Origin of the sequence: Micromonospora phaseoli (assembly GCF_900109115.1) — a bacterium.
Taxonomy (GTDB): domain Bacteria; phylum Actinomycetota; class Actinomycetes; order Mycobacteriales; family Micromonosporaceae; genus Micromonospora; species Micromonospora phaseoli.
The window spans coordinates 1-21,528 of the sequence record NZ_FNYV01000016.1 but is presented as its reverse complement, the minus strand read 5'-3'; the positions used below and the strand labels follow the sequence as shown (position 1 = coordinate 21,528).

Annotated in this window: 19 protein-coding genes and 1 pseudogene; 12 read left to right on the top strand and 8 right to left on the bottom strand. The window is 70.0% G+C overall.

From position 1 onward, the window contains the following. Positions 1-274: 274 nt before the first annotated feature. From BMY89_RS31610 to BMY89_RS27500, 3 genes and pseudogenes are all read left to right on the top strand, one after another. Positions 275-511 (top strand): annotated as a pseudogene (locus tag BMY89_RS31610) (helix-turn-helix domain-containing protein); the annotation flags it as partial. A gap of 30 nt (positions 512-541) precedes the next feature. Beyond that, entirely contained in the window at positions 542-3,367 is a 2,826-nt protein-coding gene (locus BMY89_RS27505; protein ID WP_232521579.1) for an AfsR/SARP family transcriptional regulator, read from the top strand. Between the two features lie 92 nt (positions 3,368-3,459). Beyond that, entirely contained in the window at positions 3,460-4,416 is a 957-nt protein-coding gene (locus BMY89_RS27500; protein WP_175510440.1) for a TAXI family TRAP transporter solute-binding subunit, read from the top strand. A 37-nt stretch (positions 4,417-4,453) separates the two neighbouring features. Here the strand turns inward: BMY89_RS27500 and BMY89_RS27495 are convergent, their stop codons facing one another. After that, positions 4,454-5,935, bottom strand: a complete 1,482-nt coding sequence (locus BMY89_RS27495; protein WP_092383052.1) for a sensor histidine kinase — start codon at positions 5,933-5,935, stop codon at positions 4,454-4,456. A 6-nt stretch (positions 5,936-5,941) separates the two neighbouring features. Next, positions 5,942-6,625 (bottom strand): response regulator transcription factor, encoded by a 684-nt coding sequence (locus BMY89_RS27490; RefSeq protein WP_092383050.1) that lies wholly within the window; start codon positions 6,623-6,625, stop codon positions 5,942-5,944. A gap of 174 nt (positions 6,626-6,799) precedes the next feature. Between BMY89_RS27490 and BMY89_RS27485 the strand changes: the two genes are divergently transcribed. From BMY89_RS27485 to BMY89_RS27470, 4 genes are all read left to right on the top strand, one after another. Further along, positions 6,800-7,822, top strand: coding sequence for a tripartite tricarboxylate transporter substrate-binding protein (locus BMY89_RS27485; RefSeq protein WP_092383048.1), 1,023 nt, complete (start codon positions 6,800-6,802; stop codon positions 7,820-7,822). Position 7,823: 1 nt separating this feature from the next. Further along, on the top strand, positions 7,824-8,285 hold the full coding sequence (locus tag BMY89_RS27480) for a tripartite tricarboxylate transporter TctB family protein (RefSeq protein ID WP_092383046.1): 462 nt from the start codon (positions 7,824-7,826) through the stop codon (positions 8,283-8,285). A gap of 21 nt (positions 8,286-8,306) precedes the next feature. Then, positions 8,307-9,812 (top strand): tripartite tricarboxylate transporter permease, encoded by a 1,506-nt coding sequence (locus BMY89_RS27475; protein ID WP_092383044.1) that lies wholly within the window; start codon positions 8,307-8,309, stop codon positions 9,810-9,812. Between the two features lie 354 nt (positions 9,813-10,166). Continuing rightward, a complete protein-coding gene (locus BMY89_RS27470) occupies positions 10,167-11,513 on the top strand; it encodes a ferredoxin reductase family protein (RefSeq protein ID WP_092383042.1) in 1,347 nt (448 codons plus the stop codon). 273 nt (positions 11,514-11,786) lie between these two features. Here BMY89_RS27470 and BMY89_RS31605 read toward each other — a convergent pair whose 3' ends face one another. The 3 genes from BMY89_RS31605 to BMY89_RS27455 form a co-directional block, all read right to left on the bottom strand. After that, positions 11,787-12,326, bottom strand: a complete 540-nt coding sequence (locus BMY89_RS31605; protein WP_092383040.1) for a hypothetical protein — start codon at positions 12,324-12,326, stop codon at positions 11,787-11,789. A gap of 101 nt (positions 12,327-12,427) precedes the next feature. Next, positions 12,428-12,892, bottom strand: coding sequence for a winged helix-turn-helix domain-containing protein (locus BMY89_RS31600; RefSeq protein WP_092383038.1), 465 nt, complete (start codon positions 12,890-12,892; stop codon positions 12,428-12,430). Positions 12,893-13,002: 110 nt separating this feature from the next. Further along, positions 13,003-13,848, bottom strand: coding sequence for an MOSC domain-containing protein (locus BMY89_RS27455; RefSeq protein ID WP_092383036.1), 846 nt, complete (start codon positions 13,846-13,848; stop codon positions 13,003-13,005). Positions 13,849-14,086: 238 nt separating this feature from the next. Here BMY89_RS27455 and BMY89_RS27450 point away from each other — a divergent pair, with 238 nt between their 5' ends. From BMY89_RS27450 to BMY89_RS30725, 3 genes are all read left to right on the top strand, one after another. Beyond that, complete coding sequence (locus BMY89_RS27450; protein ID WP_092383034.1) at positions 14,087-14,914, top strand: SAM-dependent methyltransferase; 828 nt, start codon at positions 14,087-14,089, stop codon at positions 14,912-14,914. Positions 14,915-15,043: 129 nt separating this feature from the next. After that, positions 15,044-16,126, top strand: a complete 1,083-nt coding sequence (locus BMY89_RS27445) for a DUF4037 domain-containing protein (protein ID WP_092383032.1) — start codon at positions 15,044-15,046, stop codon at positions 16,124-16,126. Between the two features lie 224 nt (positions 16,127-16,350). Beyond that, positions 16,351-17,541, top strand: coding sequence for a PASTA domain-containing protein (locus tag BMY89_RS30725; RefSeq protein ID WP_092383030.1), 1,191 nt, complete (start codon positions 16,351-16,353; stop codon positions 17,539-17,541). Positions 17,542-17,698: 157 nt separating this feature from the next. Here the strand turns inward: BMY89_RS30725 and BMY89_RS27435 are convergent, their stop codons facing one another. Together BMY89_RS27435 and BMY89_RS27430 are read right to left on the bottom strand one after the other, a co-directional pair. Then, positions 17,699-18,385, bottom strand: coding sequence for a hypothetical protein (locus BMY89_RS27435; RefSeq protein ID WP_092383028.1), 687 nt, complete (start codon positions 18,383-18,385; stop codon positions 17,699-17,701). 23 nt (positions 18,386-18,408) lie between these two features. Then, positions 18,409-19,086 (bottom strand): hypothetical protein, encoded by a 678-nt coding sequence (locus BMY89_RS27430; RefSeq protein WP_092383163.1) that lies wholly within the window; start codon positions 19,084-19,086, stop codon positions 18,409-18,411. Positions 19,087-19,159: 73 nt separating this feature from the next. Between BMY89_RS27430 and BMY89_RS27425 the strand changes: the two genes are divergently transcribed. Both BMY89_RS27425 and BMY89_RS27420 read left to right on the top strand, forming a co-directional pair. Beyond that, positions 19,160-19,690 (top strand): MarR family winged helix-turn-helix transcriptional regulator, encoded by a 531-nt coding sequence (locus BMY89_RS27425; RefSeq protein WP_232521577.1) that lies wholly within the window; start codon positions 19,160-19,162, stop codon positions 19,688-19,690. A gap of 84 nt (positions 19,691-19,774) precedes the next feature. After that, a complete protein-coding gene (locus BMY89_RS27420) occupies positions 19,775-20,860 on the top strand; it encodes a DUF2293 domain-containing protein (RefSeq protein ID WP_092383024.1) in 1,086 nt (361 codons plus the stop codon). Between the two features lie 29 nt (positions 20,861-20,889). Here the strand turns inward: BMY89_RS27420 and BMY89_RS27415 are convergent, their stop codons facing one another. After that, positions 20,890-21,474: a hypothetical protein gene (locus BMY89_RS27415; RefSeq protein ID WP_092383022.1), complete on the bottom strand. Its 585-nt coding sequence runs from the start codon at positions 21,472-21,474 to the stop codon at positions 20,890-20,892. Between the last annotated feature and the right edge of the window lie 54 nt (positions 21,475-21,528).

The following is a 21,528-nucleotide window of genomic DNA, read 5'->3' as shown; positions in this document are numbered from 1 at the left end:
TGCGCCGCAGGTGCCCTCGGGCCGGATGACGTGGGCCGCGTTGGTGCTCACCGACAGGATGCGGGCACCCTGATCGGCAAACGCGGAATCGCTGCAGCCGATGAGCCCCCGCGTCACCGACTACAGCGATACCCGTCACGCTATCGGCACCCACCCGGCTATGATCTTAAGCAGGGCTGTACCTTGTTCCGGTTGCCGCACCCGGCCTGAGCTGGGAAAGTGCCTGTCGTTTTGGTGATGGCGGCAACGGAACCGGCAGAATCGGCCCAGGAGGTTGCCGCATCCAGGGCGACGCCGGAGAGATCCGAACGGGAGTACCTTGACGCAGGCCGAAGGCGGCGATTCGCAGGCGATCGGGGACATCCTGCGAACGCGACGCACCTCGTTGGGATTGACTCAGGCGGATCTCGCGCTGCGGGCGGGCATCAGCGTGCGTTCGGTGCGCAATCTGGAACGCGGTGGCGGTGGGTCACCACGGCCGCAGACCCTGCAGCGGCTGGCATCGGCCGTCGGCCTCAGCGATTTCGGGAACACTGGACCCGTGCCGCGACCGCGCCGCGCCGGGATCCACATCGCCGTACTCGGCCCGCTGGCCGTGCACGACAACGACCGCGAGGTGTCGATCCATTCCCTGATGCAGCGCCGGCTACTCGGACTGCTCGCGCTGAATCCCGCGCAGTTGGTGCGCACGGCCGACATCGTCGAGGTGCTCTGGGACGGCCGTCCGCCGGCTACGCACTCGAACCTGGTCCACGTGTACGTCGGCGCGCTCCGCAAGATCCTGGAGCCGGAGCGGGAGTCCCGATCGAGTTCGGATGTCGTCGTCACCGGCGTCACCGGCTACCGGCTGGCTCTGGACCGCGACCAGATCGATCTGGCCCGGTTCGACGACCTGGTGAAGCAGGCTCGTGGTCAGGGCAAGCGTGAAGACGCCTACGACGACTACGAGCGGGCGCTGCAGTGCTGGCGCGGACCGGTCGATGCGGCGATCCACCAGCACCCCGCCGCGGTGGTGGCCGCCCAACAGCGAATCGTCGCGACACTGGCTTTCGCTGATCTAGCGATCGAGCTCCGGCGCTACGACGCAGCGGTGCGCTGGCTCGATCCGTTGAGTCGTGAGGAGCCGTTGCACGAAGGGCTGCACGCCCGTCTGGTGCTGGCTCTGGCCGGCTCCGGACGGCAAGCCGAGGCGCTGCACCACTTCGCGGCCGTCCGTGCGCGCATCGTCCAGGAACTCGGGGTCGAGCCCGGGCCTCAGCTGGCCGACGCCCACCTGAGGGTCCTCCGCCAGGAGCTGCCCGGCGGGCCGCCACCGGGGAGGGCCACCGTCCAACATACGGACGTCACCGTCACCCCCTGTGAACTGCCCGCGGCGACCTCGATCCTGATCGGACGGTCCAGCGCCCTGCGGGGCTTGGACCGGCTGCTGCCCGGTACCGTGGACGCGCAGCCGGCGGCCGCGATCGCGGCGATCTCGGGTGGCCCCGGCACCGGGAAGACCGCACTCGCCGTGCACTGGGCGCACTCGGTCCGCGAGCACTTTCCGGACGGCCAGCTATACGTGAATCTCCGTGGGTTTCATCCCACCGGGCCGGTCGTGTCGGCGCACGAGGCCATGCGGACCTTCCTGGAGTCCCTCGGCGTCGCCCCGAGGCGAGTTCCGCAGAGCCAGGAGGGGCGGGTCAACCTCTACCGGAGCCTGCTGGCCGACCGGCGGGTCCTGGTCGTCCTGGACAATGCCCGCGACGCCGAGCACGTGCGGCCGTTACTGCCCGGCAGTGCCGGCTCTGCTGCCGTGGTAACCAGCCGCAACAGGCTGACCGGGCTGGTCGCGGTCGAAAACGTCACAGCTGTCGGCCTGGAGGCGCTCAGCCCTGAGGACTCCCGTGAGCTGGTGGGTCGCCGTCTCGGTGCCGCCCGGCTCGCGGCCGAGCCCGACGCGGCAGCCGAGATCGGCCGCCTGTGCGGGCACCTCCCGCTGGCGCTGGCGATCCTGACCGCCCGCGCAACTGTCCAGGCGGAGCTTCCACTGGCTTCCTTCGTCGAGTACCTGCGCGCGGAGCGTGACCGATTGGACGCCCTGCGGGGCGACGAGACGACCATCGACATCCGGGCGGTCTTCTCCTGGTCGTACGGCGTGCTCAGCCCGGAGGCCGCCCGGCTGTTCCGCTTGCTCGGCGCGCACACCGGTCCGGACATCGGAGTCGAGGCCGCGGCGAGCCTGGCCGACTGCTCCGTCGACCGGGTGCGTGCGCCGCTCGCCGAGCTGGTGCGCGGCAGTCTGATCGAAGAAGAACCACACGATCGGTACACGCTGCACGACCTGCTGCGGGTGTACGCGCTGGAGGTGGCCGGCACCGTGGACAGTGCAACCGACCGACGTGCCGCGACTCGGCGGATGCTCGACCATTACCTGTCCGGTGCCATCGGCGCCAGCCGGGTCCTGGACCCCCACCGCGATGCCACCCGGCCGGGGCGACCGCCGGTCGGGCCCAGACACTTCGACAGCCGGGCCGACGCGACGGTCTGGTTCGCGGTGGAACGGCAGAACCTGCTCGCCGTCCAGGACGCGTCGACCGATGCCTGCATGGACGATCGGACATGGTGGCTCGGCTGGGCGCTCGCGGGCTACCTGCAACGAAGCGGACACTGGCAGAACTGGGCAGACACCCAGTCGGTCGCGCTGGAGGCAGCCCGGCGACTCGGCGACCTCCAGCGCGAGGCATACGCCCACCGCAACATCGGGCTCGCGTACGCCCGGATGGGCGAATTCGGGGAGGCGACGGCGTGCTACCGGCGCGCCCTGGAGCTGTACGAGCGGATCGGTGATCTGGCCGGCGCGGCGTCCGCACATCTGAACCTGGGGTGGGTGGCCGACCGCCGCCAGCATTTCACCGAGGCGCTCCACCACGCGGAGCAGGCGTTGACGCTCTACCGTTCGGCGCAGCACCCGGCGGGCGAGGCAGACTCACTCAACACGATCGGCTGGTACCAGATCCAGTTGGGCGATTATCGGTCGGCGCTCGCCCTGTGCCGTCAGGCGCTGGCGGTGCAACAGGCGATCGGCGATCGGCCCGGCCAGGCCGACACGTGGGACAGCCTGGGATATGCCTACCATCACCTCGGTGACCACGAGCAGGCCCTGGGCTCCTACCGGCAGGCCCTCGCGCTCTACAGCGAGGCGACGGACCGGTACCACGAGTCGCTGGTTCTGAACCACATGGGCGACACGCACCGCGCGGCCGGCGACGTCACTGCAGCCGGGGACTTCTGGCGGGAGGCACTGCGGATCCTCGACGAACTCGGCCACGCTGAGGCCGCTGACGTCCGCGACAAGCTGACTGGGCTTCCGCAGGTCGGCAGGTGATGACCGCAGCGGCGGATCGTTCGAGTCGGGGCGCTGTCTCCAACTGGTTCGACTGACCGCTGCGCGCCCGCAGCCGTCCGTATCATCTCGGTATGGCGAGCCTGGAGCCACGGATCAGCCGCCGGGCGGTGCTCCTGGCCGCCGGAGGGTCGCTCGTCGCCTGCTCCCGGCAGCCCGAGGTCGACGAGGTCCACCTGCGGCTGGCCACCGGGCCGGCTGGGGCGGTGTACCGGCGCATCGGCGGTGCGCTGGCCGCACACATCTCCGAACATGTGCCGGGCGCCACGGTGACCACGGTGCCGAGCGGGGCGTCCACCGACAACATCCGGATGCTGCGGTCCGGCGCGGTGCACCTTGGGTTGACGAGCCTGGACGTACTGATCACGACCGACGGCAGCGCGCCCGCGGGGCTCTCGGCGATATGCCGGCTCTACGACAGCCACCTTCATCTCGTGGTCATGGCCGACGCGGCGATCGACGAGTTCCGGGACCTCGAAGGCAAGCGGGTGTCCCTCGGTGCCCGCGACTCGGGCACCGAGTTCACGTCGCTGCGGGTTCTGGCACTCGGCGAGGTGAACGCCGACGGTCGGTTCCTCAGCCAGGCCGAGTCGGCGGCGGCACTGCCCGACGGCGACATCGACGCGATGTTCTCCCTGACCGGGGTGCCGACACCCGCCATCACCGAGCTGGCGCAGCGGCACCCCGTCCGGCTGATCCCGTTGGACGCACAGGCCAACGCGCTCTTCACGGCGTACCCAGGCCCCTACGCTCCGGCAATGATCCCCGCGACCGCCTACGTCGACGTCCCGGCCACCCGCACCGTCGCCGTGCCGAACGTGCTTCTCGCGCGCGACGACCTGCCCGAGGACCTGGTCTACGCCATCACCGACACCATCTTCACGCACACCCCGACGATCGCGTCCGAAAGCCGGGACGACGCCGAAGCCGTCCCGGAGGCGTGGCAGATCAACGTGCGTACCGGCATCTCCACCGCATCGATCCCGCTTCATCCGGGTGCAGCCGCCTGGTTCCGCGATCGTAAGCGTTGAGCGCAGACAGCGGCGGGCCGGTGACCGGACCAGGTCCTCAGACCGGTGACCGGGCCGGCGCGCCGGACGACGACGCGACCTGCGGAACGACCGGCAACGCGATCACCGCGGCGAACCCGTGCCCGGACCCGTCCGGACGCGGCAGGCCCTCCTCCAGTCGCAGCTCGCCCCCGGCCGCCCCGACCAGATCGGCGCAGATCGCCAGCCCCAGGCCGGTCCCGGGTACGTTCTGGTGCCGCGGCGACCGCCAGAACCGCCGTAGCGCCTTGGCCCGCTCGGAGACGTCGATCCCCTGGCCGTCGTCACGAACAGTGATGGTGACCGCGCCTCCGGCGGCGGCGCCGTTGCCACGTCCGGCGCCTGCACCACCGGGGGCCACTCGGGCGGTCACCTGCACCACCTGCGCGTCCGACAGCCGTAACGCGTTGCTGATCAGCTCGTCCAGGATGCTGCCCAGTCCGCCCGGCGGCTCCAACAACCGCAGCCCTGGTGGCACGTCGACCGCCAGTGTCTGCCCCGCTCTCGCCGTCAGCGCCCGCCACCGGTCCACCCGGGTTGCCAGCACCTCGTCGAGATCCACCGGCGACGCCGTCCGCATGCTCTCCATCCGCGCACTGGCCTGCAGCGAGTTCAGCATTCGCTGCATCGCCTTCAGCTCGTCGACGGCGACGTCGTACACCTGCCGTCCGTTGCCCTCCGGTCGCAGGTGTGCCTCGAGGCTCTCGACCGCGAGCCGGAGGCTGGTCAACGGGTTGCGCAACTGGTGCGACGCGTCGGACACGAACGCCCGCTGCCGCTGCGCGGCGTTCTCCACGGCGTCCATCATGGTGTTGAACGACTCCGCCAGCCGTCGTAGCTCGACCGGGCCGGCCTGGGCGTCGGCGCGGATCGTCAGGTCGCCCGCGGAGATCCGTGAGGTCGCCGTGTCCAGTTTCCGCACCGGCCGGAGCACCCAGGCCGAAACCGGCCAGGCGACGGCCGTGAGGGCGATCAGCGGCAGCAGCCCGAGACCGGCGAGCCGGGCCCAGCGGACGAGGATGCGTTCGCGGGTCTTCGACAGGTCGGAGATCGTCACGACGGCGCCGACGACCTCACTGTCCCGGCCCACCGGCTCGGCCACGACGAGGGCGGAGTCGTTCCACGGTGCCCATTCCCAGGACGGCTCGGACCGCGCCCCGGCCAGCGCCGCGGTCACGATCCGGGACAGGGTCGGCTCGGCGCGCGCCGCCTCCTGGTAGGCGCCGGCCGGTCCGAGCAGCACCGTGCCCGAGGTGTCGATCAGCGCGACCGGGATGCCGTACAGCTTGTGGTAGCGCGTCAACTCATGGTGGAGCGCCTCGGTCCGCCCGGTCGACAGCGCGGTCTCGGCCAGCGACGCGAACCGGCCGACGTCGCCCAGCCGGTCGACGTAGGTCTCCTGCATCTCCCGCTCGGCCACGGTGACGCTGAGCGGCACCCCGAGTGCCGTGACGAGCAGCACCGCGAGGGGCACGAGAACGGCGAGCAGGCGACGGTGCACGGCGCGTCAGCCGATCAGCTCCGGCTGGTCGGCCAGGAGCCGATAGCCGACTCCGTGGATCGTGCGGATGAGCACCGCCGGCCTGAGTTTGTGCCGCAAAGTCGCGATGTGGGTGTCCAGGGTGCGACTCGAGGGCTCCCAGGTCGCGCCCCAGATCTGGTCGAGGATGACGTCGCGGCTCACCACGTTCGGTGCCCGGCGGGCCAGCAGCAGGAGCAGCTCGAACTCCTTGCGGGTCAGCGTCACGGGCGCGCCGTCGACGGTGACCTCGCGGGTGCCGACGCCGATGCGCATCGGGCCGAGAACGAGTGGCCCGTCCGGGTGGCTCAGCGCACGAGCCGCCCGGGTGCGCCGCAGGACGGCGTCGATCCGGGCCAGCAGTTCCGGGATGCCGAACGGCTTCACGATGTAGTCGTCGGCGCCGGCGCGCAGGCCGCGTACCCGGTCGTGCTCCTCGGAGCGTGCTGTCACGGCGATCACGGCGGTCTCCGGGCGGTCACGCAGCCTGCGGATCACGTCGAGGCCGTCGCCGTCGGGTAGGCCCAGGTCCACGAGGACAACGTCGGACGGGGCGGCGCGCACGGCCTCGGCGGCGGTGGCGATGCGGTGGACCTCGAAGCCGGCCTGGGCGAGGACGGTCACCAGACTTCGCGCCACGCGGTCGTCATCTTCGATGACGGTGATCCGCATACCCGCGAATTGTACGCCTCGGATCGGCGCTCGGGCCGGTTCGAGTTCTTTGGGTTTGTCTGACATCCGGCACATTCCTTGGGATTCCTCTGACACCATCCGCGTGCCCGCCAGCCGAGACTGAGGCCGCGCACTCGTCGACGGATGCGCATGCGTAGACGAGGAGGCCGCGATATGGGAACGACCAGCAGGTACCGGGCCGTCGCGCGGGTGATCGCCGTGATCGGCCTCGTCTCGCTCGTCACCGCCTGTTCGGGCGACGGAGGTGCCACCGGCGGCGGGGGAGCCGAGGCCTACCCGGACCAGAACATCACGTTCGTCGTGCCGTTCAGTGCGGGCGGCCCGACGGACACGGTCACCCGCATGATCGCCGAGCCGATGGCCGCAGAGCTCGGTGCCAAGATTGTCGTTCAGAACGTCGAGGGTGCGGGCGGTACGGTCGGTGCCGGCGAGGTCGCGCAGGCCGAGCCCGACGGCTACACGGTGCTCATGCACCACATCGGCATGTCAACGGCGCCCGCCCTGTACCAGAACCTGGGCTACCAGCCGCTCGAGGATTTCGAGATGGTCGGGCTCGTCACCGAGGTGCCGATGACGGTCGTCGCCCGGAAGGACTTCGCGCCCGCGACGCTGGCGGACCTGGTGGCCCACGTGAAGGCGAACGCCGACAAGGTCACGCTGGCCAACGCCGGCATCGGTGCGGCGTCGCACCTGTGCGGTCTGCTGTTCCAGACCGCCGCCGGTGTCAAGCTCCAGGAGGTTCCGTACCAGGGCACCGGCCCGGCGCTGACCGACCTCGTCGGCGGCCAGGTCGACTTCATGTGCGACCAGACCACCAACACCAGTGGCCAGATCTCCGCGGGTGAGGTGAAGGCGTACGCGGTCACCACACCGGAGCGGGTGAAGAGCCTGCCCGACCTGCCCACCACGGCGGAGGCCGGGCTGCCTCAGCTCCAGGTCAGCGTGTGGCACGGTCTCTACGTCCCGGCCGGCACGCCGCAGCAGGTCGTGCAGAGGCTGTCCGAGGCGTTGCAGGTGGCCCTGGCCGACCAGGGAGTCATCGAGCAGATGGCCAAGCTCGGCACCGCGCCGGTACCGGCCGAGGCCGCGACCCCGCAGGCGCACCGGGCCAAGCTCGAGGAGCAGCTCGGCACCTGGGCAAAGGTCATCGCGGACTCCGGGGTCGAGGCCTCCTGAGGTGGAGCGCCGCCGGTCCTTCCCGGACGTCCTCGCTGGGGGAGTCTTCGTTCTGATCGGTGGTGCGTTCGTGGTGAGGTCGCTCGGCTACGAGCTGGGCACTCCACTGCGGATGGGCCCCGGCGCCTTCCCGCTGCTGGTCGGCGCGACCGTGGCCGCCCTGGGTCTGGCAATCGTCCTCAAGGGACTGATCGCCGGTGAGGTGGTCTCGTTCGGGCCGGTTCCCTGGCGGGCGATCGCCGTCATCGCGCTCGCGGTCCTGTTCTTCGGATTCACCGTCCGGCGGCTCGGATTCGTGCCGACGTCGGCGGTGACCGCCCTGCTCACCACGCTGGCCAGCTCGCGCGTGCGGCTGCTCACGGCCGTGGCCGTGGCCGCCGGACTGACCGTGGCCAGCACGCTCATCTTCGTCGTCGGACTTCAGCTACGGATCCCGCTATGGGGCCCGTGGCTCGGGTTCTGACGCGTCGGGTCGGACTGAGACGTGGAACTTCTCGACAACCTCGCGTTGGGCTTCTCGGTCGCCTTCCTGGTGCAGAACGTCCTCTACTGCTTCGTGGGTGTGCTGCTCGGAACGGCGGTCGGGGTGTTGCCTGGCATCGGGCCGACGGCGACGGTGGCGCTGCTGCTGCCGATCACGTTCAGCTTCGAGCCGGTGACGGCGCTGATCATGCTGGCCGGCATCTACTACGGCGCTCAGTACGGCGGCTCGACGACCGCCATTCTGATCAATGTGCCCGGTGAGTCGTCGTCGGCGGTCACCGCGCTGGACGGGCACGAGATGGCCCGGCAGGGTCGGGCCGGCGCGGCCCTGGCCACCGCCGCGGTCGGGTCGTTCATCGCGGGTACGGTGGCGACCGTCGCGCTGGCCGTCGCGGCCCCACCGCTGGCCCGGGTCGCATTGAAGTTCGGCCCGGCCGAGTACTTCTCGCTGGTGTTGTTCGGCCTGATCGTGTCGATCGCGTTGGCGCGTGGCACGGCGCTCAAGGCACTGGCGATGATTGCGCTCGGCGTCCTGCTCGGCACGGTCGGTCAGGACATCTACACCGGCACGCCGCGGTTCGTGTTCGGCCAGCGCGAGTTGTACGGCGGCATCGATTTCGTGTCGGTCGCCGTCGGCATGTTCGGGGTGGCCGAGATCCTGCGCAACCTGGAGAACGAGCAGACCCGCGCGGCGGTCATCAGCAAGGTGAGGAACCTCTGGCCGACGCGCGAGGACCGGCGCCGGATCGTCGGCCCGATCCTGCGGGGCACCGGTCTCGGCGCCGCGCTCGGCGTCCTGCCCGGCGGTGGCCACGTGCTGGCCTCGTTCACCTCGTACGCCCTCGAGAAGCGGATCTCGAAGCGGCCGCAGGAGTTCGGACGCGGTGCGATCGAGGGCGTCGCTGGTCCCGAGTCGGCGAACAACGCCGCCGCGCAGACGTCGTTCATCCCGCTGCTCACCCTGGGGCTGCCCGCTCACCCGGTGATGGCGCTGATGGTCGGCGCGTTCATCGTCCACGGCATAACCCCCGGACCGAACGTCCTCACCGACGAACCGGCGCTGTTCTGGGGCCTGATCGCCTCGATGTGGATCGGCAACGTGCTGCTCCTGCTGCTGAACCTGCCGCTGGTCGGCTTCTGGGTGCGCATGCTGCGCATTCCGTACCAGGTGCTGTTCCCGATGATCATCCTGTTCGCCGCGATCGGCACGTACTCCCTGGGCTTCAACGCGTACGACGTCTACGCGATCGCGTTCTTCGGGATTCTGGGCTACACCCTGATCAAGTGCGGCTGCGAACCAGCGCCACTGCTGCTCGGCTTCGTCCTCGGCCCGTTGCTTGAGGAGAACCTGCGGCGGGCGCTGATCATCTCCCGTGGCGACGCGTCGGTCTTCCTCACCCGGCCGATCTCCGCAGTGCTCCTGGCCCTCGCCGTGGCGGCGCTCGTCCTCGCCGTCCTCCCGACGATTCACAAGCGCCGCGAGGTCGTGTTCGCTGAGGACGAGTAGGAGCCCTCGACTCGCTGGTCCCCGGAACCTACGTCGTACTCGGCGCTGGGACGGCCACTTCCGCCGCCGGCCAACGGTTGCGGCGGCGGGAGCATCCGGCGGCCGCACACCGGGCTGGCCCCTCAGCAGTTCCTCAGATCTTCCCCAAGCCTTGCGGGTGCCGGGCCAGGAAGCTATAGGTGGGGCTGCAGTCGCAGCCCTTCTGTCGAGGAAGGCCGCGCAGGTGAGAACAAGCCGGGGCTCCGACGCCGATGTCGCTGGCACAAGATCGGCCGAGGGGCCTGGCCTGTGCGGGGCCCGCGACGACGTGCGGATCGCGGTGCCCCAGATATGACGGACCGATAGGAAGACGGGATGACCGCTATCTCTCAGCCACCGATGTCGACCACCCTCCACCCCACCAGGGTCGCGCGCGTCGTGACCCTGGCCTTTCTCCTCGTCAACATGGTCGTGGTCCACGCGATGTTCTTCCTGGCCGGGCCGCCGGCGTACAACGTTCTCGGTTCGATAGGTCGTCTCCTCGGCTTGTATCTGGCCTTCGCGATGGTCGTGCAACTGCTGCTGATTGCGCGGTTGCCGTTACTGGACCGCGGTTTCGGCATGGATCACCTCACCGTCTGGCACCGGTGGACCGGGTTCGCGATCTTCTGGCTCGCGGTGCTGCACCCGGTGGTCGTGCTGCTGGGCTTCGCCACCTACAGCAACGTCTCGTTCCTGAGCGAGACGGTCACCCTGTCCCGGCAGATGCCGGTTCTGCTGGGGATGATCGCCGTCGCCGTGATGGTCGTCGTGGTCGCGTTCTCGGTGCAGGCCGCCCGCAAGCGCCTGCCGTACGAGGTCTGGCACACCGTCCACCTGCTGCTCTACGCGGCGATCCTGCTCGCCGTGCTGCACCAGGTGTACAAGGGCACCTCGTTCACCAGTAACGCCCTGACTCAGATCTACTGGTGGGGTCTGTGGGCCTTGGCCATCGGCGCACTGCTCATCGGCCGGCTGTTTCTTCCGCTGGTCCGTAACGCCCGGCATCGACTACGGGTCGCCGCTGTGGTTCCCGAACCGGACAACGCGGTTTCGGTGCACATCACCGGGCGGAACCTGCATCTGCTGCCCGCCCGCGCCGGGCAGTTCTTCCTGTGGCGCTTTCCCGGTCACAATCCGTGGTGGCAGGTGAACCCGTTCTCCCTGTCCGCCGCCCCGGACGGCCGCTCCCTGCGGCTGACTGCCAAAGGTGTCGGCACCACCAGCTCGGGGCTGCGTGGTCTACGGGCCGGCACCCGGGTCTTCGCCGAGGGACCGTACGGCGCACTCACCGCGTCGCAACGCGTCCGTGAGTCGACCCTGCTGATCGCCGGGGGAATCGGTGTCACGCCGATCCGCGCCCTGCTGGAAGACCCGGACCTGACCGACGTGGTCATCCTCTACCGCGTTCGGGACGCCACCAAGGCCGTCCTTATCGGAGAGTTGCAGAATCTCGCCCAGGCCCGGGGTGCTCGGCTGCACCTGTTGTCCGGTCGCACCGGACCGGACAACAACCCCTTCGCGCCGGCAAACCTCGCCACGCTCGTACCTGACATCACCGAACGGGACGTCTTCATCTGCGGTCCACCGCCGCTCACTCTGGCCGTGCTGGACACCCTGCGCCGGCTCGGAGTTCCGAAGCGCCAGGTCCACGCGGAACTCTTCCGCCTCGCCGGCGGGTGACCTCCGCTGTACACCTCGGGGCAGCCACATTTCCGCCAACCATGAGCTGTCAGGACGACAAGGGCGAAAGGAAACGCACGGGTGACTGTGGTGGTGGGTGTGGACGGCGCCGGGCGATCCCGTCGGCTCGGCGAGGTCGCCGCAGCCGCCGGCCGGCCGGTCCTCCCGGTCGCCACCACGTCCGCCGAGGAGTTGGGTGCCCTCCTTGCCCGCGCCCGTACCGACGGCGCGATGGTCGTGGTCGACGATGCACACCGGCTGCCGGCGGAGGCGCTACTGATGTTGGCCGCTGCTGCCCGCACCGGGGTGTCGATGGCGATCAGCCGCCGTCCCACGATCAGCGGGCCGGAGCTGGCCGACCTCGATGAGGCGGTCGCGGCCCTGGGCACGGTCGAACACCTCGGCCCACTCGCCCACGACGCCCTCTCCGCAATGGTCGCCGCCGTGCTCGGCGGACCGGCGACCGCCGAGCACGTGGCCGCGGTCCACACCGCCTCGGCAGGCTTGGCCGCCGTGGCCGAGGCAGTGGCGGCTGCCCCGGATGGCACGCCACCCGCGCTGGTCGCCCGTTTGCAACGCCGGCTCGCCGGGATCGGCCGCGACACCGCGGAACTGGCCACGATTCTCGCGCTCGGCCTGGATCTCGATGACGACGTCGTCTGCGCCGCCGCTCGGCTGAATCCGGCGCAGGCGGCGGCGACACGCTCGCTGTACGACCAGGGACTGCTGGTGCCCGACGGTGAACGGATGATCCCGGCGGTCGCCCGCGCGGTTCTCGCCGACCTGTCGCCGCCGGAACGCCGCCGGCTGCACGACTGCGTGGCGAGCGCCCTGCTGACCGCCGGCGCGGACCCGGTTCGCGCTGCCGAGCAGTTGCAGGCGGCCCGCGCCCGCACTCCCACGGCGGCCACCGTCTACCAGCAGGCCGCGGACCAGTTGCGCTTCGCCACGCCCGACCGGGCCCTGTTCTGGTACGACGAGGCACTCGATGCCGGTGCCGTGCCGGCCGTGGTGGCTGCCGGCAGGGCCGAGGCCGCGATCCTGCTCGGCATGCCGGTGGATGTGGACGCGGCTACCCGGGAATGGATGATCAGCGTGGGGCACCTCACCTGGTGGGCGAGGTCCGAGACGCCGTCGTCACCGACCGCCCGGCGGGCGGTCCGCAGGGCGGTGGTGAGGGCGGCCTCGGTGACGAAACGTCCGCGCCACACCGTATCGAGCAACTCGGCCTTCGTCACCACGCGATCTCGGTTCTTGACGAGGTGACAAAGCAGGGCCAAGGCGCGCGGTTCGACATGGATCGGCCGGTCCTTGCAACTGAGCCGGCCGCGCACGACATCCAAGTCGAATGATTCGAAGCGGAACACTCCGTCAGTCATCGTTGGCAACTATAGGTTGATCGGCAAGCGGCGGTTCATTGAGCCGTTTCGGGCAGTTACGACGTGATTGGCCTGGACACGCGTGGGATCGGGCAACGGCGCGTTCCCGGTCAGTCCAGCACCTTGACGGTGTCGCCGACGCTGACCGTCCGACCTTCGTGGGATGGTCCGCCCGGTTCGGTCCGCACCGTCAGCTGGAGTCCGAAGAGGAGTTTCTGGCCGATTCTCCGTCGTGCGGCGAGCGTTCGCAGCGGCTCGCGCCCCCGTTCAGCGGTGTCCTGGTCGATCGTCGCGATCACACAGCGGTCACACTCGCTGGTGCCGTGGAAGATGGCCCCGCCGATCCTGATCCGCCGGCCGACCCACTCGCCCTCGGCCCATGGCGCGGCGCCGCTGACCACCACGTTGGGGCGGAACTGGATCATCGGCAGCGGCCCCTCGGTGCTGCCCGATTCCAGCAGCCAGTCGTTGAACTGGTCCAGCGATGCGGTGTTGGCCAGCAGCAGCGGACTGCCGTCGGCGAAGCTCAGCTCGGCGCCGGAGCCGGCCGGAACCTGCCAGGGAACGAGGTTGCGGGTGGGGTCACCGAGCCAGACCAGGCGGGCGGCGCGCCCCAACAGTCGGTTGAGCCACTGGTCCGCCTCGGGGCCGGCGGCGCGTACCGGTGCGGGCGGCCGCTCCCGGTAGACCCGGACCTGGATCGCCTCGCCGCCGGTCGGTTCGGCCAGATCGAGCGGGGGCAGTCCCGGTGCCTCCAGGGTGAGTCCGCCGGGCCGGGACACCGCCCGCATCCGCACCAGTTCCCGGTGCTGGTGCTGGCTCAGGCCGAGCCCGTGTTCGTCCACGATCAGCCAGCGCCGGTCGCCGTCCAGGCCCCACGGCTCGACCCGCGCCGTGTCGCGGTCCATTCGGCGGCACCCCTTCACCGGGTACGTGTGAATCGAGACGACTCGCATTCGGTCAGGATGGCACGACGCGGTGTGACGCGGGTACCCCCAACTGCGGCGGTGGCCCCGTTTCCAGACGAGCTCCTTGCGGGCCGAAGAGGGTGAGTAGTTCGGCGGGCTGATCGTCGGAGCTGCCGTTGAGGGGAAGGAGCCGAATCCGTTTCGACGTATGGCTACACTCAGTCGCGGCGCCCGGTCCAAAGTGGTTCGGCCCGGCCGTGATCCGGTAAGGACGAGGAGACTAACTGTGACCAGTCCAGAGGTGGCACCGTCCGGGGTCGACATGAGCGCTCCGAGCATTGCCCGGGTCTACGACTTCATGCTCGGCGGCAAGGACAACTTCGCGGTGGACCGCGCCGTCGCCGAGCACGCCCTCAGGATCACGCCGGACGGTCCGCAGGCCGCTCAGGCGAACCGCGCCTTCCTGCGGCGGGTGGTGCGCTTCCTCGCCGCCGAGCAGGGCGTCGACCAGTTCCTCGATCTCGGTTCAGGTCTGCCCACGCAGGGCAACGTGCACCAGGTGGCCACGAGTCACGACGCGCAGGCGCGGGTGGTCTACGTCGACAACGACCCGATCGTGCTGGCGCACGGGCGGGCGCTGCTGGCCAGCGATGGGGCCGCGACGGTGATCCAGGCCGACATCCGATCGCCGGAGGCCATCCTGGAACACCCGGAGGTGCGCCAGTTCCTGGACTTCGACCGCCCGGTCGGGTTGCTGCTCTTCGCGATTCTGCATCACCTCAGGGACGACGAGGACCCGAAGGCGGTGGCGACGAGACTGATCGAGCCGCTTCCGTCCGGCAGCTACGTGGCGATCTCCCACTTCCGTGATCCTGGCGAGCGGCACCCGGATGCCTCCCACAAGGCGCGCGAGGTCGAACTCGTCTTCAACCAGTCACTCGGCACCGGTCGTTGGCGTACCGATGAGGAGATCCTCTCCTTCGTCGAAGACCTTGAGGTGCTGGAGCCGGGGCTGGTGCCGCTGGCCGAGTGGCGGCCGGAGCCGGGTGAGGCCGCTCCGAGCCAGAGCGACACCTACCACACCTTCGTCGGACTCGTCGCCCGCAAGCGCTGACGCCGGCATACCCGGACCGGCTGGTAGGCGGTCGTCGGCGACCTGACCACGGCGATGCGGTGCACGAGTTGCAATGTGGTGGCGGCGTCGATGAGGTGGTCCGTACGGTGACTGGGTGCGGGCGTCGTCATGCCGGGGTTGCAGCTGAGCCGGGCGTTCTATGTCGAGGCGGTGCGGCCGCTGCTGGACGAGGCGTACCCGGGCCTGCGGTACGCGGCCGCGCGGCTTGGGCCGGGGTCGGATGTGCTCGGCTTCGACAGCGGACGCTCGGTGGACCACGACTGGGGACCGCGGCTGGAGCTGTTCCTGAACGCTGACGACGTCGCCTGCTACGGCGAAGCGATCTCGGCGGTGCTGGCGGAGCGGCTGCCGAAGCGGTTCCGTGGCTGGCCGACGAACTTCGAGCCCTCCGACGGGCGGGTGCGGGTGATGACGCCGACGGACGGGCCGGTGGCGCACCGGGTGGTGGTCACCAATGTCCGCGCTTGGTGTGATGAGCTGCTCGGCTTCGACGCGCGCCGGGGCGTGACGGTCCTGGATTGGCTGGCGACCCCGGGGCAGCGGTTGGCCGAGGTCACCGGCGGCGTCGTGTTCCACGACGACATCGGCGAGTTGACCTCGCTGCGTGATCGTCTCCAGTGGTACCCGGACGACGTGTGGCGATACGTGCTGGCCTGCCAGTGGATGCGCATCGGTGCGGAGGAGGCGTTCGTGGGCCGCGCCGCCGAGGCCGGCGACGAGGTGGGTAGCCGGGTGGTGGCCGCACGCCTGGTCCGCGAGGTGATGAGGCAGTGTCTGTTGCTGGCGTGTCGGTTTCCGCCGTACAGCAAGTGGTTGGGCACTGCCTTTGCCGGGCTGCCGGACATCGCTGGTATCGCCGCCGCCTGCGATGAGGCGTTGGTCGCCGCAAGCCGCACGCGACGGCAGGCCGCGTTGTGCGCGGCATACGAGCAGGTCGGCGAGTGGCAGAACCGTTTGGGTATCGCGGTGCCGGTTGACGCCACCCGGCGCCAGTTCTTCGACCGGCCATATCAGGTCATCGACGCGGACCGGTTCGCTGCGGCGTTGTTGGCCCGTATCGACGATCCCGAGGTGGCCGCGTTGCCGCCGGTCGGTGCTGTTGACCAGTACGTGGACAGCGTGGCAGTGCTCTGTCAGCCGTCGTTGGCTCGGGCGGTGATGACCGCAATCTGGCGCGGCGACCGCCGGTAGGCGTTGCCCACATGGCACCGCCGCTGCTCTTCGGCAGTGCGAACCGCCGAGACTCTGGCCGGGGTGCGCCCTGTGCAGGGCTTCGCCGGACCCGGCCACGGGGTCTGTCGGATCAGCGGCAGAACGGCGGAACTCCGACGACCCCGCGTGGCCTGCACCAATACGCTGGGTTGAGCGGCGCGTGAGACGCCGCTGACAGACCGTCCGCACGGCGAGGAGTACCCGTGGCCGATGCAACCTCTGACGAGATCCGACCCGCCGCCCTCACCCCACCGTCCACCTGCGCCCTCGGCTGGCAGCCCAGCGCCCTGGCCCCTGTCTTCTGGGGCTGGCGCGAGTACGGGCCGGGCGACGGCGCGCCCACCCGTGTGCGGGTGTTCCACCCGAGCATCGACCCCAGCCCGAGCACGGCGCAGCTGCTCAGCGGCTGCGGACGGTACCCGTTGATCGTGTTCGCCCACGGCTACTGTGCGCAGGACGCCAACCACTACCAGCGCTGGGTCCGTACCCCGGCGGCGCTGGCCCGCTCCGGTTACATCGTCGCCGTGCCCGAGTTGCCGAACATCCACGTGCACCCCGCGCAGAGCCCCGGCACCCAGCAGGTGCTCGCCAGCACCGTGACCTGGATGCGGCAGGGCTGGTCCGGCAAGGCGGTGCTGCTTCCCGCCGCGAAGACCGGCCTGGCCGGCCACTCCTACGGGGCGCTGCACGCCGGCATCCTCGCCACCCGCATCCAGGTCGCCGCCGTCGCCTCGCTCAGCGGGGTGTGGAACGACTGGCAGCCCGGCTACGGCACCAAACCCATCCACCAGGGCACCGTTCCCCGCCTGCTGACCTGGGGTGTCGACGACTTCGACGCCACCCTCGACGCCCCGAGCTGGAACGCCATCGCCAAGCCCAAGCACCGGGCCGTCTACGGCGGAGCCGACCACTACGACTACTTCCCGTACAACCAGGATGTGCCCTGCCGGACGAGCAGCGGGACGTGCCCCCACGTCGGCATCGCCACCGACGACCTGCTCATGATGTTCTTCGGCAACTACCTGCCCCCGGAGCTGTGGCCCGACCTGCCCGGCCGCATCCCGAACAACCTCGTCCCGCCGCCGCTGAACCTCACCCCCGAGCAGGGCTTCTACGCCGGTGGTCACCTCATCGGCCTGTCCACCTTCAACGCCACCTCTTCGTGCAGCGTCTCGCTCTCGGTGGAGCTGCCGCTGGACAAGACCGTCCCGCACCTCCGCGAGATGCTCCGCTCACAGGCCGACCAGGCCGTACGGGCCGCCGGTCTGGTGCCCGTATTCACCGGGTCGACCAGTTCGAGTGCGTGGGTGGCGAGCCAGTCGCCGGCGGGTGGGACGAAGGTGGTTGCGGACAGCACGGTCTCCATGGCTATGCAGACCGGCCCGCTCCCGTAACGGCCCGCCCAGGCACACGCCGCTCTGGAGGCACGGGCAACGACCGGCAAAGTGGTTCTTGTCCCCGATGGCCGACTGGTGACCTGAGACGGGCATGGGCCCGGCTGAGGGCGGGGCTCATGAGGGATCGTGGACGTCGCCAGGGAGGTCAGGGCCGTCAGCGCTTGTCGGTTGGAGCGGAGGGTGCGGGCGGGTATCGGATCAGGGTGATGCTGTACGCCACGATCCACACCAGCCAGAGGATCCAGCCGACGAGGCCGAGCAGGGCCAGTGGGTTGACGCCGCCAACGCCGTAGGGGCTCGTCGTGGCGGTGACGAACAGCAGCGCGGCGGCGAGGAAGCCGGTGCCGGCATGCCATCGGGTCATGGCGCCGGTGCGGATGCCGAACATCGACAACCCGACGAGCGCGGTTGCCAGGAACACCTGGTTGAAGCCGAACAGGGCGGTGTACAAGCCCCAGAGCCCGGCAACGCCGTCGGCGTTGTGCTGGGCTGCGGACGTCAGCGCGAGCCGGGTGGCCTCGACGCTGGTGAACACCACCGACTGCATGAGCACTCCGGCGACACCGACGAGGGACCACGGGTCTGTGCGGGTATGTGCGTCGCGCCGGAGGCAGACGCACACTCCGACGGCGAAGATCGTGGCCAGAAACCAGGCCGTCGGCAGGAGCGCCGAGGCTAGGCGCAGTGACCCGGATTCGGCGGCAAAGACTGTGGTGATCTCGTCGATGGACGCGGCTTCGGACGGGGTGGGGAAGCCCGCTGTGGTGAGAAGCAGGTTGGCCGCGATCAGGATGGCGACAAACCCGATACCGGCGAGGCCGGCAAGGCGAGAGAAGCGCATGGAGGGGTCCTTTCGAACGAGCGTTACCTCGACGCGTGGACCAGCCGGTGGAGGGCTGGTAGGGCGCGCATCCCGTGGGCGTCGAGGGTGGCCCGCACGAAGCGATGGAAGCTCGGCCGCCCGAGTTGTCCGGCCAGGAAGCGGATCGGCCCGGTGGGCAGTCGCGCGTAGTTGACGAGCGCGAACGACGATGCTCTGGTGGGTCGCAGGGCGGTGGAGTTGTCCACGCCGGTCTTGGTGACGTACCAGCCGGTGAGGGAGCGCCAGACGGCTTCGGCGTCGGTGTCTGGTGCGGCGGTGAAGTGGTTGAACAGGAAGGTGCCGTCGGTTCGGGCCTCGGTGTCGCCGAGTCGGGCCACGTTGACGCCGGCGAGGATCTGCTCACCGTCGAGGGCCGAGACCTGGTCGCAGGTGCCCACGGTTTCCAGTTGGTCCACGCCCACGGTGCGGATGAGCATCGCGAGGTCGTACCGGGGCACGCCCGGCAGCGGCGGGATGAACACCGCCCTGAACACGCCGACGGACACGACGTCCGGGCGTCGCGTGAGTGCGGGGACAGCCTGCACGAGCCGCGCGGCCGTCCGATTCCGGTTCGGGGTGCGGGCGTAGACGGGCCGCTGTTGCGCGGGCTCAGCCTGAAAACCCAGGTAGATGAATCCGTACGGCTCCGGCTCGGCGAACTGGGGCAGCGGACAGGGCAAGGTCGCCTCCACAGGTACGGAGCAACGGTTATTGTCACCTTACCGGACAATGTGCGGAGGGTACAATACCGGGGTGTCTGACCACCCTCCACCAGGCGCGGAACGCCGGCCGCTGGCCGGACGGGCCAACTTCCTGCTGTCACAGCTCGGGTTTCACATCGCGCAGGCGTTCGCCGCGCGGCTGGCCCCGCTGGGTATCGCGCCGAACCACTTCGGGCTCCTGATGCACCTCGAGCACGGCGAAGGGAGCACCCAGCAGCAGCTCGCCGACGCACTGGGTATTCACCGCAAGGTCATGGTCGGCCTGCTCGACGACCTGGAGCACCGTGGTCTGGTCGAGCGGCGGAGGCATCCCGGCGACCGTCGCGCCCACGCCATTCACCTGACCGGGGCCGCGCGCAAGCTGTTACCCCGGGCCCGCAGGGTCGCCGACCAGCACGAGGAAGAGGTTCTCGCCGCGCTCGACGCGGGCGAGCGTGCCCAGCTCATCGCCGTCCTGCAGCGGCTCGCCGACCACACCGGGAACCCGCCGGGTGTCCACCCGGGCCTGCATCACCCGGCCGCCCGCTCTCCCCACCCTGTCGCCTCGGCGCGCATCGCATAGTGGCTACGAAGAACCTGAAATGACGTCCTCGGCGTGCCACGTCGGTCGACAGCCGATCCCGCCGGCTGGCTATCCTCGCGAATCATGCCGACCACCCCGACCCCGCTGGATGGGCAGCCGATTGGCTCGAAGCTGGAGCGGCGGGTTCTCGCCGCCGCGCAGGCCGCTCTGAGTCGCCATCGGTATGTCTCGCCGCTGGACCTGCTCGGCGCGCTCGGTTGGCTCCCCGGCAACGTGGTCGACCGGTGGCGCCAGGGCCGCATCCCGGTGCTGGAGCGGGAGGCGGCGGTGCCTGCGTCGCGGCTGCTGGAGGCGCTGGAGATGCTCGGTCGCTGGGCCCGGGCCGAGGGGCTGCATCCGGGCGAGGTCGACTACATCGGCGCGACCCGGGACCGGCGTCGACTGCGCTTCACCGCCGGCGGCGATCCGGAGGTCGAGCGGGCGTACCGGACGCACTGGGCCTCGGCCGCGCTCTCCGAGTCCGCCCGGCAGCGGCTGGTACAGCGGCGGAGCGCGCCACCTGACCTGGTGGTGCACTCGGCCGTGACCCAGTGGAGCTGTGTCGACTGCCGGGGCACCGGTGAGCTGCTCGTTTCCGAGGATGGGCAGACTCTCTGTCTGACCTGCGCCGATCTGGATCATCTGGTCTTCCTGCCGGCCGGGGACGCGGCGATGACGCGGCGGGCCAAGAAGGCCAGCGTCCTCTCCGCAGTGGTGGTGCGCTTCAACCGGTCGCGTAAGCGGTACGACCGGTTGGGACTGCTGGTGGAGCCGGCGGGGCTGGAGAGTGCCGAGCGGCAGTGCCTGGGCGACGAGGCCGCGCGGCTGCGTCGCCGTGAGCGGGACCGGGAGCGCCGGGCTGAACAGGATGTGGCGTTGATGGCCCGGATGGCGGAGCAGATCCGTCGGCTCTTTCCGGGTTGCCCGGCCTCCCGGGCAGAGGCGATCGCCGGGCACACCGGACTGCGGGGGAGTGGTCGGGTCGGACGTTCCGCGGCCGGCCGCGCGGTGGACGACGACGCGATGACCCGTGCGGTGATCGCCTCTGTGCGGCACGAGGACACCGAGTACGACCGGCTGCTGATGGCCGGGGTCTCGCGCATCGAGGCGCGGGAGCGTATCCGGAGCGACATCGACCGCGTCCTGGCCGCCTGGCGCTCCGGCTCCTGACGGCTGCGCGCCCGGCCGTCCGGTCATGGTCAGAGCTCGGCGGCGGCTTCGTATCGGCGGCGTAGGTCGGCCATTTCCGATGCGCCCAGCGCCTCCTTGAGCGCCAACTCCTCGTACCTGTCGGGGAACATCTCTCGAAGCCGGTCGACGAACATGACGTCGGCGGTGGCCTCGACGACCTGGATGCCGGGAGGTTGGGTGGTCATGTCCATGATCAGTGGGCCGGCGAGTTTGACCGCCCAGTCCCAGGGGCGTTTGGGTTCGGCGATCCCGCAGAGGTGGAAGCCGTAGATGGTGTGGATGTCGGCGAGCGAGGTCACCTCGGCGGGTTCGTAGCCGTAGACGTGGACCCCGCAGATCACCGGCGGCTTGGCCGCCTCCTCGCTGGTCACTTCCTGGCCGGTGTGCCCGGCGTGGTTGTGCTGCTCTGGGTCCGACTGTTCGAGGGTGGTGCGCATCTGGGTCAGGATCTGCTGGTGGAGGTCTGCTGGTTCTGTCGCGGTGGTGGTCGAGGTGACCAGGGCGACCGTGCCGATGGATACGGCGAGCAGGGCCACCTCCATCCACACGAAGGGGTTTCGGGACCACCTGGTGATGTGTTGCCGGGTATTCATGATCGCCTTTCACCTCGTCGCCGGTGCTGGTGTTGGCCGAGCGCATCGGACGGA

Excerpts from the sequence above, each read along its gene's own strand:
- BMY89_RS31600 (WP_092383038.1), bottom strand. The coding sequence starts at position 12,892 with ATGACTGACGGAGTGTTCCGCTTCGAATCATTCGACTTGGATGTCGTG.
- BMY89_RS27490 (WP_092383050.1), bottom strand. The coding sequence starts at position 6,625 with ATGCGGATCACCGTCATCGAAGATGACGACCGCGTGGCGCGAAGTCTG.
- BMY89_RS27420 (WP_092383024.1), top strand. The coding sequence starts at position 19,775 with ATGCCGACCACCCCGACCCCGCTGGATGGGCAGCCGATTGGCTCGAAG.
- BMY89_RS27485 (WP_092383048.1), top strand. The coding sequence starts at position 6,800 with ATGGGAACGACCAGCAGGTACCGGGCCGTCGCGCGGGTGATCGCCGTG.
- BMY89_RS27435 (WP_092383028.1), bottom strand. The coding sequence starts at position 18,385 with ATGCGCTTCTCTCGCCTTGCCGGCCTCGCCGGTATCGGGTTTGTCGCC.
- BMY89_RS27445 (WP_092383032.1), top strand. The coding sequence starts at position 15,044 with ATGCCGGGGTTGCAGCTGAGCCGGGCGTTCTATGTCGAGGCGGTGCGG.
- BMY89_RS27470 (WP_092383042.1), top strand. The coding sequence starts at position 10,167 with ATGACCGCTATCTCTCAGCCACCGATGTCGACCACCCTCCACCCCACC.
- BMY89_RS27500 (WP_175510440.1), top strand. The coding sequence starts at position 3,460 with ATGGCGAGCCTGGAGCCACGGATCAGCCGCCGGGCGGTGCTCCTGGCC.
- BMY89_RS27415 (WP_092383022.1), bottom strand. The coding sequence starts at position 21,474 with ATGAATACCCGGCAACACATCACCAGGTGGTCCCGAAACCCCTTCGTG.
- BMY89_RS27455 (WP_092383036.1), bottom strand. The coding sequence starts at position 13,848 with ATGCGAGTCGTCTCGATTCACACGTACCCGGTGAAGGGGTGCCGCCGA.